Annotated in this window: 15 protein-coding genes and 1 pseudogene; 1 reads left to right on the top strand and 15 read right to left on the bottom strand. The window is 44.8% G+C overall.

Annotation, left to right across the window (positions count from 1 at the left end; genetic code table 11):
- Window positions 1-235: 235 nt before the first annotated feature.
- Window positions 236-430: a small membrane protein gene (locus CW267_RS30165; protein WP_133124640.1), complete on the top strand. Its 195-nt coding sequence runs from the start codon at window positions 236-238 to the stop codon at window positions 428-430.
- 510 nt (window positions 431-940) lie between these two features.
- On the opposite strand, the gene CW267_RS21770 is transcribed toward CW267_RS30165, so the two are convergent.
- The 15 genes and pseudogenes from CW267_RS21770 to CW267_RS21710 form a co-directional block, all read right to left on the bottom strand.
- On the bottom strand, window positions 941-1,738 hold the full coding sequence (locus CW267_RS21770) for an antitermination protein (protein WP_070612448.1): 798 nt from the start codon (window positions 1,736-1,738) through the stop codon (window positions 941-943).
- Complete coding sequence (locus tag CW267_RS31440) at window positions 1,735-1,857, bottom strand: hypothetical protein (RefSeq protein WP_072122534.1); 123 nt, start codon at window positions 1,855-1,857, stop codon at window positions 1,735-1,737. The genes CW267_RS21770 and CW267_RS31440 overlap by 4 nt, the downstream gene beginning before the upstream one ends.
- Window positions 1,854-2,210, bottom strand: a complete 357-nt coding sequence (locus tag CW267_RS21765) for a RusA family crossover junction endodeoxyribonuclease (protein WP_100781195.1) — start codon at window positions 2,208-2,210, stop codon at window positions 1,854-1,856. Before CW267_RS21765 ends, CW267_RS31440 begins: the two co-directional genes overlap by 4 nt.
- A complete protein-coding gene (locus CW267_RS21760) occupies window positions 2,207-2,503 on the bottom strand; it encodes a DUF1364 domain-containing protein (protein ID WP_064142417.1) in 297 nt (98 codons plus the stop codon). The genes CW267_RS21765 and CW267_RS21760 overlap by 4 nt, the downstream gene beginning before the upstream one ends.
- Window positions 2,504-2,505: 2 nt before the next feature.
- Window positions 2,506-2,712 (bottom strand): hypothetical protein, encoded by a 207-nt coding sequence (locus CW267_RS31435; RefSeq protein ID WP_072122536.1) that lies wholly within the window; start codon window positions 2,710-2,712, stop codon window positions 2,506-2,508.
- Window positions 2,712-3,308 (bottom strand): DUF1367 family protein, encoded by a 597-nt coding sequence (locus CW267_RS21750; protein ID WP_064142418.1) that lies wholly within the window; start codon window positions 3,306-3,308, stop codon window positions 2,712-2,714. Before CW267_RS21750 ends, CW267_RS31435 begins: the two co-directional genes overlap by 1 nt.
- A gap of 83 nt (window positions 3,309-3,391) precedes the next feature.
- Window positions 3,392-3,613 carry a hypothetical protein gene (locus CW267_RS30160; protein WP_072122537.1) on the bottom strand — a complete coding sequence of 74 codons (222 nt, stop codon included), beginning with the start codon at window positions 3,611-3,613 and terminating at the stop codon, window positions 3,392-3,394.
- A gap of 108 nt (window positions 3,614-3,721) precedes the next feature.
- A complete protein-coding gene (locus CW267_RS21745) occupies window positions 3,722-3,955 on the bottom strand; it encodes a DinI family protein (RefSeq protein WP_100781197.1) in 234 nt (77 codons plus the stop codon).
- Between the two features lie 260 nt (window positions 3,956-4,215).
- Entirely contained in the window at window positions 4,216-4,536 is a 321-nt protein-coding gene (locus CW267_RS21740) for a hypothetical protein (protein ID WP_071032980.1), read from the bottom strand.
- Between the two features lie 679 nt (window positions 4,537-5,215).
- Window positions 5,216-5,472 (bottom strand): annotated as a pseudogene (locus CW267_RS31620) (DNA polymerase III subunit theta).
- Window positions 5,473-5,548: 76 nt separating this feature from the next.
- Complete coding sequence (locus CW267_RS21730; protein WP_100781198.1) at window positions 5,549-6,334, bottom strand: hypothetical protein; 786 nt, start codon at window positions 6,332-6,334, stop codon at window positions 5,549-5,551.
- Window positions 6,335-6,570: 236 nt separating this feature from the next.
- Complete coding sequence (gene iteS / locus CW267_RS21725) at window positions 6,571-8,850, bottom strand: S8 family anti-phage peptidase IteS (RefSeq protein WP_100781199.1); 2,280 nt, start codon at window positions 8,848-8,850, stop codon at window positions 6,571-6,573.
- Between the two features lie 2 nt (window positions 8,851-8,852).
- Window positions 8,853-9,977, bottom strand: a complete 1,125-nt coding sequence (locus tag CW267_RS21720) for an AAA family ATPase (protein ID WP_100781200.1) — start codon at window positions 9,975-9,977, stop codon at window positions 8,853-8,855.
- A gap of 295 nt (window positions 9,978-10,272) precedes the next feature.
- On the bottom strand, window positions 10,273-12,117 hold the full coding sequence (locus CW267_RS21715) for a DNA cytosine methyltransferase (RefSeq protein WP_100781201.1): 1,845 nt from the start codon (window positions 12,115-12,117) through the stop codon (window positions 10,273-10,275).
- Window positions 12,114-12,371 (bottom strand): hypothetical protein, encoded by a 258-nt coding sequence (locus CW267_RS21710; RefSeq protein WP_100781216.1) that lies wholly within the window; start codon window positions 12,369-12,371, stop codon window positions 12,114-12,116. The genes CW267_RS21715 and CW267_RS21710 overlap by 4 nt, the downstream gene beginning before the upstream one ends.
- Window positions 12,372-12,378 lie beyond the last annotated feature (7 nt).

Raw genomic sequence — 12,378 nt, 5'->3', positions numbered from 1 at the left:
ACATTCATATAGTCAATACCCTACAGCAATAGGGTACACACGCCAGCCGAAAACGCTTTAAAAAATCAGATTACGATTAATTAATGCATATTAAATCATTAAATGATTAATGATAAAAACTCATACAAGATGATAAATTCAAAAGGCATTATCGGTTAGGGTTTTTCCAACGACAATCGCAAGCTACGTTTTATAAATACAAGAATGTCCATACTCTTTCCAGAAGTTAAATCACATGACAGCCATACTGATGGTAGCGTTAGCTGTAGTTCTTATTTTAGTTGCTGTGGGGTCACTGATTTCTTACATCAAAGAACGAAAGAGATACAAAGACACCTTTAAAAAGAAGTATTTGCAGCTAGATAGTATGAATGATGATGAATGGCTGGTTTTTCAGCCATTCATCACTACGGGTTACTGTGTTTTTTGAATGAGCGTCCAATAAAAAGCACCAGCACAACAACGATAAACGCCAGCATCACCATGTCCATCAGCATGCCAGCCAAGCCACTGCTTTCCTGATTAACCCTTTCCAGAAACTTATTCGACCGGTCCGGCGCGGACACCCATATGAAAAAGGCCCGCGGATGCGAGCCTTTTGAGAATTATGCTTACTTCAACTCATCAAGAGCGAAATCATTTGTGCCTAAACCACAGGTCAATTAAAAATGTTGCAAAAACAACAACAAAGAACCAGGCAATAGCCCCTTCAAGTTCAATAAGACTCATTAGACCATCCGCTTATTTTCTGTTCTTTGAGAGTATTATAGGGGCTAAGACAGTACGAATGTAAAGGTTTTGCAATTATTGCAAGAGCCCTGAAAAGCAAAAAACCCCGCCGAGGCGAGGTCTTAATATCTGTAACGTCATGGGCGTAATAACCCATCGTTGAAACGAGATTAGCCAATTTCCGCCACGTTTGCAATACCCCTTGGAAAAATCACCTCGTTACCCGTTCGAGCATCTTTTCTGCGAAGGATTCTTCAACGTGGCAATACTCCACCAGTCGATCGAAGAACAATTTGAAGTTTCTGCGCCAGGTAGTTTCTGTCACTCCAAGAGCCTTAAATACCTCGGTATCCTTTAATCTGGGATAGCCACGCCCGCTACAGCGGGGGCACTGTTTAAAAACAGGAAGCCCCTGCAACTTGGATTTTTTCTTATCGAGAACTTCACCGCGCCCCCGGCACCGGCATTCGTTCTTGATGCTCCCCTTCCCATTGCACGTTTTGCAGATTACCTTCACCTGCTCACGAATGGTTTTAACTTCCTCCCAGTCTGATGGAGAGATCCCCTTCGTAACTTTGACCCACTTCGGCGGCTTGCCATCTGGGTAGGTCACTTTGTTGGTGAATACCTCCGCGTCAATGAACCCGTCCCCGGCGCAACTACTGCATGTCACCCTGCTTGCGGCGCTAAGCGAGTAATCCCGAAAAACGTATTCGGCCATAATGAGCAGGAATGCTTCTCGCTGTTGTTCCGGCATGGCCTGCAGTGGCCGGTTCCGGCTGGCGCGTTGAGTGGCAAGCTCATTGATAAAGGCGATGATGTTGTCCGTATGAAGAACGCCAGCTTTTGCCAGATAGAGCTCGATGCCTATCGCTGATTTTGAAGTTGCCAAACCAAGAGCTGCCATAACATCGGTAATCGTCAGTGTTTCAGCAGTGATCCCACATGGTACAGCGCCGGGCATCATCGACTTTGGCGAGAAAAATTTCGGTAATGCTTCAAGTTTCACAATGATTCCCCTGCTTTCTGTGGCTGATTGGTTTTGGTACGACTATGTTTCGCTACTGGCGGCATGCTGGCGCGCTTAACGCTTTCCGCCTGGTACTGGATGAAGTGATCGAGGGTCATAGAGACTCCCCAATAATGATCTGCCCTTTCTCGCCCCATATTTTGGTGATGCGGCAATCCCATACGTGCGAATCATCGTCGTAGAGAGCATCCATTAGGGCTTTAAGCATGTTGTCGCAGTCAGGCTTTGACTGATGTGGACGTCCGGCGTTTTGCGCCCTCGTTTTCTGACTCCAGCTTTGCGGCATAGGCATGACGAACGTGACGTGAGCGCCGGACTCTGGCAGGTGAATGTTGCGAAGACGAGCTTCATCACAGAATGCCCGATAACGCATTACTGCTGGACGCTGCTTCCACTTATCAGCTCTGGTCATCCTGGGTTTTCCTATTGGCGTGATATCGTAGATTTTCATGATTTGATAAGTCCCTCTTTCCGCCAGATTTCCAGGGTACGCATTACCCCCTCAGCGTGCATCAGGCGCAGTTCGTCGCGGGTGTAATCGGTGGTTTTCTTTCTGCCATCAATGAGATCGTGGCAAGCGCTGCAGGCTATAGCGCCCTGTGTATCGTCCGGCTTACATCCAGTTCCGCAGGTACCCGCGAGGCGGTAATGCGCCAGTACGCTGGTTTCAGGATTGCCATTGCAGTACCCGGGGATCCGTACTGTGCATTCGCGGCCTCGGGCCGCTTTACGTAGGTTCGCCATACTCACCCCCACATCCTGTTGCGCCAGCGAGAGTCTGGCCGCGGCGGATTTTTGTCCTCCACCAATTGCACGCTGACGGTCCATGTCATAAAGTCAGGGTTTAAGCTTCGTTCGACCTTTACGCCCCGCTGACGATATCTCGCTACCAATTCTTCGGCCTGCTGCGTTGTGCATTCGAGATGGTGAAACCATGAGTGTTTCATCGGCATCACCCCGCGAAGCTTAAAAGTTGGTTTGCGGCGTTCTCGGCGTCCTGCAGACTGTTGAACGAACGAGAGAGGATCCATCGCCAGAGAACATCGAGCGATGCTTTGTACAGTTCCTGGAACTCGCATTCGTCCATGCTGGCGAAAGAAATACTGCGAGGGTGTTTTTTCAGCGTGCCGTCCGGCAGCTGTATGGCGTCATAGTGGCCAGCTTCAACGATGACCCACGCCCGGTAGGCGTCAAAAGATTTGCAAATACTGATACTGCCGGCACGTTTCTCGGCTACGCGATCGAGGTATTGTTCTGCGGCATCAAGCAGGGCTGATTCGTTACCGCCATAGGCGGCTAGAAAACTGGCGTAGCCATACACAAGCTTGCGCTCATTGGATGAGATCGCTCCGCCGGTAGGTTCCCAGTAGTCAAAGCCGAGATTGAGTAAAGCAAAGTAGCGGCGATGAAACGCCGGATTGCGGACAAGCTTATAATCGGCTTCCAGAACGGAGCCGAGCTTGCATTTTGATTGCAGAAAATCACTGGTCTCCGGCGTCGCGGGGATCAGGATACCTTGAGATTGTTTTATTAAGTGAAGCTGCGCCATCACGTTCTCCGGTGGCGCATCACTGTCAGGTGGCTGGTTGTTCAGGCCAGCACTGCAAGTATGATGTAGCTAGCTGTTAAGAGTCAATTTTTAGAGCTCATTTCCTTGATAACTTCCACTAACGATTTTCTTGTCCAGAGGTGTTCATCTTTTGCAATTTTTCTAACTGATACTTCGTTATCGATATTCGTCAAAAGGATTCGGTCATTCAAAGCTAATCGAAATGAGCACAAAACATGTCCGGATCCGTCCGTAATGGTGGCCCACACATTCCCCTGCTGATTTGGCTCAATACCATCTGTCACATTACCCCCTGAGCGACATACAGACGCACTCATAGAAAACGGGTAGCAGCATCAAGGGTAACGCGAATGCGATGCTCTGGGATAAGAGCCGCCACCATCAAAATCAAACTAATAAAACCAGTCGTCTGCGCTTTCCCACGTCTCCTGCAGGATTTGCTCTACATGCTTTTTATCGCCATCAGCGCCGCCCAAAACGTTAAGGCCATCGTTGCTTGTGCGTCGAATGATTAATTTGCAGTCATCATAAGACTGGGACAAGCGGCGCAGCAATTCTTGCTCAAGCGCAGGTATGGCGCCATCAGGGAGTTTTTTATGTTTATCAATTGTGACTTCTACTTTCATGGTTAGCACCTCACACAAATACTGTATAAATAAACAGTATACTGAGAGAGTGAAATGGTCAAGAGGTTAAGGGCTCTTTTTGCAAAGGCTATGAGTCTGTTTAACATGATGTTTTTCACTATTAAAAAACCCGCCGAAGCGGGCTTTATCATGCTGCAATGTCTTTTTTCAGGCTCATCTCCGGTAAGTTAGCTCTCACCAGCGCTTTAGCATGCAGCGGAGTTACCCACATGGTGGAGATTTGACGTTAAACGCACTCTTCAAGGTTTTACCAGACTGAATTTTATTGTATCCCGATACACCCCTGGATGGCCTGGCACAAACTTACACTTTTTAATAGCAACCTCAGTTTCCCTGAAGAAAACCTCATCGCCCGTTATGTCTACTGAGTACACTTCGCCTTTATCATTAACCCACGCCGCATAATCGACACTCCCTTCAGTTCTCAATGCCTGAGCCTTCACTGGCATCACTGGCGCAGGACAACTTATACGCACAGGTGATATTTCTTTTTTATTATCAATAGCAAACACCACGTTTGATATAAGAGCAGCACTAACCAGAAGTAATAATTTTTTCATAAACGATACCAACTTTGTTTTCCTTGCGTCCAAAATTCACTAATGCGCATTTTGCATGCAACACCGTAGGTGTGTTCCGCTTAGGCACCGCCCCCTAGGGTATGGGGGGATTATAGTTTAAGCAACTGCTCGCGTCCGACATGTCGCCGGCAAGTTTGCCCTCACTGATGTCTCAGCGAACGGCGGCGGGACGGGGTTTGTATAGCGTGAAAGCCACTTGCCTTTAGCGAGCTTAACACTTCGCGGGAAACAGGTCCGATTATGTACGGCTGCGAGAGACCCCTGAGCCGCGTAGATTTTTACTTTCATCAGCAATAAAAAAGCCCTCTCCGAAGAGAAGGCTTTTCATTTTTTTGCTCGGAAAACAGAATTGACGACGCAGTAGACAAGACCACAGATATGTGGCATCGAGCATCCAGCGAAAATCTTTAGGACCTCATCGGATAGCTCAAGAAACCCAAGCCCCACACAGATAAATACCGCGTTCACTACAACAACTTGCACAATTATTAAAATCAGCAGTGTTATTGCATACAAGACTTTAATCCGAGTGTTCTTAACTTTGTGCGCCATGTGTCCCCACTTGGCGCCGGAATCTAGTCGTCAGTTGCTCAGGCTGACAAGGTAATTATCGCCCTTCCCGGGGATAAATGCAAAATGAGCATATACGAGGAAATCGCTATTTTTTGGCGTTCTGCTCAGCCATTTCCAGATAGCGCGGATCGCTGGCGCGGGGTAGCTGGATGCTCTTCTCGCGGTAGTAGCGGACGCGCTCCATAAATACTCGCGCAGATGCTCTGGCTGCTCTCTGGCGACCACCTCGGCGACTACCGGCATATTCAGACACTCTTTGTACGCAACGCCTCTGGCAGCCAGGTCGACATTAACCTTGTACTGGTCCTCTTTCGACTTAGCTGCGATGTTCCACTTTGACATAAAAATCCCCTCTAGTGTGGAGGATATTATAAATCACTATAAGAAGACTAAGTAGATCTACATAGACAACTCTCGGTTACACATTTCCTTCCTTTGCTCTTTTAACATTCACCGATGCCTTGCTTAAAACAAGTACTGTTTCGAGATTATCATTCACTTTATAAAGAGCATAATTGTCGTAGTAATCATGATACCCTTCGGAAATCAAAAAATTTTCAAAAAAGTCTTTTGATATTTGCGGGAGCATATTACCTCTAAAAGGTGTCCTTTCTGGGATAAAACCATACTTATCAATAATAACATCCTCCGATTTTCCACCCACACAATAAGAAAAAATAAAACCCATTCTTTTTGTAAGAACAACACCATTAAAATTAGCAGTATTCTTAAACAATCTCCCCGCTAACGTCTTGATTGTAACTGGGCTTTCCACTTCACACTCAATTACCTCACCAGAAATAGTCACAATGGAAAAGAATAACGATTCAAAAGTATCGATTCTGACTGGCCCATTTTTATCATAAATGGAGCTATATTTAGGTACATCAACGAGCTTCGTATCATATCCTTTCAAAACCAATGGCTCGTCAAACTTAACCAATTCAATTGTCCCTTTCACTCCGATACCAAGCACTATAGATGATATTGCAATTGAATTATCTCTTTTATTGGAAACTACTAAATTTGAAACATAGGAATCATATAACCTACTAGAACTAATGCCATATGAAACACATATCCTCCTAGTAACCTTTTGATACCCAAAATAAATAGTAAATCCGGTCGCAATTACAGTCAGAAGTTTTATATCAAAAATGGAATATAGCCACACAAGACCATCTATAACTTTCTGGTTTATCATTTTGCATCCATTATTTATGACAATATTAATATCTCCCTCATTATGGGGAGGAGTCAATTAAGCTGCAATATTTTTTGACTGACACATCTCCAGCAGATTAGCCCTCACCAAGTCCTCGGTATCAGTATTGTCGAAACGAACATAAACTAATGTCATGCAGATTAACGGACTAAAGAATCTATTTCCCAATATTAATATTTTGAGATTCTTTTTTTCAAAAGTTAAAATACAAAATTCTAGTTTCTAATTCTAATGTGTTGATCGATATCTACTGTTACCCAACCAAATTGATTTATTTTCTGAATGGTTTCATTATAAACAGGCTGTTCTGATTCCAAACCTCTCAAAGTCAATATCAAAGTGGCTTTCTGCGGACGATTAGGTGCTGGCATTTCCGCTCTACGTAATACACTAAGCCGTAATCTCCAATCGCCCACATCAATACCGCGAGGACTGATCTTATGGTACGCTTTAACCGGAGACCATTTAAAACCATTCTCTACACGAGATTTTTCATATAACTCTTTCATATCTTTTGGTACTGCAGGCACCATTGAATGAAATTTTCGTTTACCATCCTTTCCTATATTATAACTCCCCATGCCTACATCAACGTTTGTTCTACAATATTCAGATGCATAGTTCTTATCTATTTCTGGCGAATATACTAATGTCATTAGAATTTCACCTCTATATTTTCCATCTTCTGTATTCAAACAGTCAGGTATAGGGAAAGGGAATTTTTCGAATTCAAATCCACCATGATTAATATCTGTTTCAAAAACCATAGTCATACAATTTGGATCACAGTAGAGATGATCTATAATATCACCAGGACGACCAAACCCTTTATAGTTAATGGTATCTGTGGTCACTTTACCATTTAGTAGGCTTGAATGAATTATTAAAGCCTTGACACGCTCGGTAGGAACATCTACTTTCCCTCCTTGAGATAAAAAATGATATAAATATGCAGCAATGCTTGAAACTATTGGTGTGGCAAAACTAGTCCCAACAGATTCACACAACATGTTATTCGGTCCTAAAGCCAATATTCCAATCTGAGCAAATGCACCTTTTGCGGTTACATTTCCTCCATAATGGGTGATTTCCGGCTTAGGGATATAACTAGGGCCTGGTCCAATACGAGAAAATGGAGACACTTCATCAATATGACTTATCGCGGATGGTGATTCTTTATGTGCCAGACTCCCAACAGTTAAAGCTCTTATAGAATCTCCTGGAGATGAGATTCTATTGATGCCCGAATTATTATTAGTAGTAGGCCAATATTGATTACGATTCTGATTCCCCGCAGCAATAACAAATAAACATCCATACTTATCGTGCATTTCATCTAAAAAATGAGCAAAATCTGAAAAATCTGTTGTATGAGCAGGATCATCTCCTCCTAATGAAAGATTCCAAATTTTTACCTGCGGATACTTAGGGATAACCTCTTCAATAATAGAAACCAAATCATCTTCAGATGTTGTTCCTCCGCGAGGAAATACATTAATATCTACGATTCTTGCATGCGTATCAGGGAATCGTTGGTCTTGATGATTCAAGCTTTGACAATTAACAATAAGAGCAGCAACCATTGTGCCATGGCTATAGTCTTCTAATCCAAATGGTACATAACTCTCTCTAGCAACAATCCATGGTGCTATTAATGAACTATTCGGACAAATACCTGAATCGATAACACCAACAATTGGGTAATCAACATCTTGTTGTGGTGCAGGAAACAGCATTTCATCTGCAGAACCTAAAAAAGATGTCTGCAAGTGAAAATCACTGACAGAAAACTCAGGAATAGTTGAAATGGTACGCAACCCGATAAATTTAGTAATTTTCTTTATTATGCGTTCATCTTGAGACACCAATGAAATCAGGTCATTACAACTACCATACGTAAGCTTTTTCACACGGACATTATTTTCTTTAGCGAATTTATAAAATGCCAACTGTAATTTAGCATTTTTTTCTTCATTTTGGTGATCGAATAGTTTAACCTTTAATTTCCGCCCCTTCATTACAGCAGTAATAATATCATTCAAATTACCACCGGAGATACTATCATCAGAAGTGTAAGCCTCAATTTTTTCTATAGCAGATATATTTGCTACTAGTTTCTGACTTTTCCCTGTGAGGAGTTTAGTTCTTAAACTATTTAATCCGTCCTTTGTTGCACTAACAAGTAATTCACCAAAGTCTAAACTACCAACAATAGGACATGTTTTTGAATAAAAAAGGTCCATTGGCCTATGACTTTTTGCCAAAGCCTCTTCTTTAAGAGTAACCTTAACAACTCCAGCTAAACCAGGCCACTGGTTAAACTCATCATTAAAATAATCCAATGCCTCTTTCGTTTGCTGGGCAAGGCTATTTCTAACTTCAACCGAAACACCATCGCCAAATACCGTTGGTGGACCAAACCCTTCATAGATGATTTTTTTATAATCACGCTCGTTAACTTGGACAATCTGAAGAGGGTTATTTTGCTTTTCCATAATTAATTATCACCTCTCTTTGAAGTCAGCCCTGAAACTTTACCTGTTGATAAACCGAACATCGTAGCTAATCTTTCAATAGTGAAAACCTTACCATTTAGCTCTCGAAGTTTTATTATTTTATCTTCATCTCTAATCCCTGCATCATGGAGAACATCTTGATACTGATTAACAGCCAAGTTAATAATCAATCGATCAACATCTATAAAATCATGGCCTGATAATATCGCACTTCTAATAGCGGTTAAGCAGGATTCCTTTATCGTTGCACCACTCATACCTTCAGTTGCATCAACAATTTTTTTCACATTTTTTGGGCAAAAATCACCTAAAAATTGCTTTACCAATTTAAGCCTCAATTCCTTATTCGGAAGAGTAATCTTCAATCGATATGCAAATCGTCTCCAAACAGCAGAATCAAGTAATCCCTGATGGTTAGTTGCAGCAAGAAGAATTGTATTTTCGGGTAAAGCATCGATATTCTGAAGCAAACTGACAACCACTCGTTTCAACTCACCGAGTTCATGTTGATCATCACGTGCTTTAGCAAAAGCATCAAACTCATCTAAAAATAGAACACATGGCCTACTTGAAGCGTGATCAAATAAACTACGAATATTTTTAGCTGTAGAGCCTAAAAACGAAGAAATCAACGTATCACATCGAGCAGTAATTATCGGTAAATCTAATTTTGCGGCGATGTGATGAGCTAACTGTGTTTTTCCACATCCTGGAGGGCCATATAACATCATAGAAGGTGAAATACCGACCCCAGCGTCTGAAAGCAACTGCGCCTTGTTAATAAAAGATAAAAACTCATCAACACTTTCTTGCACAGAGGTCGGTAGCTGAATAAAAGATTCTTCCAGAGAGGGATACGCTACATCGCCCAAGGTAAGACGACTGTCCTTATCGACTGGTACGACAGGCTCAAGCCTTCCGCCAACACCAGCTGTTGAGTACACAGAACCTGACTTATTAATTTTCTTTCTAATGCTCTGTGCAACCCTCATCTCCCCATCTTTTTCCAATTTCGAGGCAAGAAGTTCAGAGTAGGCAGTCACTTGAGAAAGGTTGTTGCTAAGTGCTCCCTCAATTACTTTCAGTAGTTCCAGCGTATGTTGCATATAGTAGTATTCATTAGGTTATGCCAGTGTGCTTTCAGCATAACCCACATGAAGATAACCTTCAATACATGAAAAAATAAATAAAAAAATGAAAAAAATGCTTAATACATGAAGATAAAAAAGCAAAAAATCAAAAACCACATCATAACAAATTGAAAAATAACAAAATTACATAGCCCACATAAAAAACCAGTTCACAGCAGAGTTATCGATGCAACCAGAAGCGTAAACCTTTGGCAGACATTAAGTCCTTTAAGGATGATTACCACCAAACCTCCAGCACGAAAGTCAGCCATTATGCAGCCTCCCACGCCTGGCACATTTCAGGAAGATTAGCCCTCACCAGCGCCTCAGCGAACGGGGGCGGTACCGCATTGCCACAGCGGGCCACCTGCTTATCCTTGGCGTATTTCACGCCGCGGTAGTCGCGATCGATGATGTACCACTCCGGGAATCCCTGAGCGCGGTAAAGTTCATGTGGCTGCAGCATGCGCATTCCGATGTCAACAATGCGGTAAACGATGCCCTTAATCGTCACTAGTTCGCTGACGCCAAAAGAATTTAGGAACTCTTTAACTTGATCCGCACGCCGCTCGTCGTAATCATTAGCCGCCAAAAACGCGCTAACTTCTCCAACATGCTGACCTCCAGCAGTGATTGTCGGCATCGGTTCATCGGTACGCTGACCATCACGGCAGGTACCACGCAATTTTACCAGGTGCGATGTCACAAGTGCGTGATGATCGACGGTAGTCACTGAGTGAGCTGGCTCATCAAGCGCAACGCCCGGACCGGTGTAGTTCCCGCCATAGTGTTTCGCCAGGAACGCAGTTGTTACGGCAAACTTATTGCCCCCAGCTGTAACAGTACCCAACGGTTTACCAAGATTGAGCACCCGAGGCGATTGCCCCACCCGTTCGCCATACCCCATCTGAATAAGCGTGGCCGTGACTAACTGAGACTTTCCCCCACCACCAGCGGTAATTGTGGCGCTAGGCTCATCTGCCCGGTGGCCAATGCTAGCACCGAACTGGCGGGCGATAACCGGGGCAACCACACATGCTCGGGATTGCTTTAGGATGGTATGAACTGGTTTGTTGAGTGAACGCGGTTTAGCTTGGTAATGGCTACCACCATTTCCAGCCACAAACGGTGCCAGAGTAGGTACCGCCAACGCGTAACCATGAGTTTTGGTGATTGTCTGTATTGGCGAATACAACCCCTGTCCACGGAAACAGTTATATTTCCCGCGTGTCGTTGTGTGATTGCACTTCACGATGAACGGCGAAGCGCTTTCGATAACAAAGCGCTGAATGCCGCGGGCAATACGTTTTAGCGTATTCTCTGCCAGAGGCTTTTTGCGATCGAAGATACTCGGCACGGGAATTGTCCAGTCAATGCATTCTGCAGCTGTGCGCCATGGCGCCAGTTTTCCGGCCAGCACAGCCGGTGATTTCGGATCCCCGTGGGTTGCCTCCGGCCAGACTATTGGTTGCCCGTCCCGGCGCATTACCATGAAGAACCGCTTACGGATGGTCGGCGCGCCATAGTCGCAGGCGCGCAGCTCACGGAAATCGACAACATAGCCCAGGCCGGCAACTAAGCGTTTCGCCTGTTCACTATCCGGCGACAACTCCAGAAACTCACAGCATTCCAACAACGCAGGGTGATCTGCAGGAACTCCGGATGTCAGCATGCCGACGAACGCCTGGAACGTTTCGCCAACGCGGTCCGGATCCGGACGCATTTCAGCCGCCAGTATCGGACCCCACGTTTTAAACTCTTCGACGTTCTCCAGCATCATCACCCGAGGGCCAACGTCTAGCGCCCAGCGGATGACGATCCATGCAAGGCCCCGAATGGTTTTTTCTACAGGTTTAGCGCCTTTCGCTTTTGAGAAGTGACGGCAGTCCGGCGAGAACCATGCCAGACCGACGCGGCGGCTGGCGGTCGCGACTTTTGGCCTGATAGAGTAGACCGACTCGCAATAATGCAACGTATCCGGGTGGTTCGTAGTGTGCATGGCTACCGCGTTGGGATCGTGGTTTATCGCAATATCCACGCTGCGGCCTATCGCCAACTCAATCCCCGTTGAGGCGCCACCGCCACCAGCAAAGTTATCAACGATGATTTCTCTCACGCGTATTTCCCCATGGCGCAGGCCAACGAACGAGCCGCGGCGATAATTGACGATACCGGCATTTTCTCCAACCACATACGGTTGATATGATGATGCAGTCGGCGTTGGTGATGCGCCGGCAATTCACCGGCGTTTTCGACTTCAGAGAAAACCATCGTTACTTCAGCGGGCCATACAGTTTCTGGTACATTTACCAGCAGCAGCTGCTCCAGCTCTAGAATGCGTTTGCAGGCATACTGCAGCGATGGTTCCATTTCCTTG

Origin of the sequence: Klebsiella sp. X1-16S-Nf21 (genome assembly GCF_002837615.1) — a bacterium.
Lineage (GTDB): Bacteria > Pseudomonadota > Gammaproteobacteria > Enterobacterales > Enterobacteriaceae > Klebsiella > Klebsiella variicola.
Note: the sequence above shows the minus strand (reverse complement) of the source record. Positions and strands in the feature narration are given on the sequence as shown.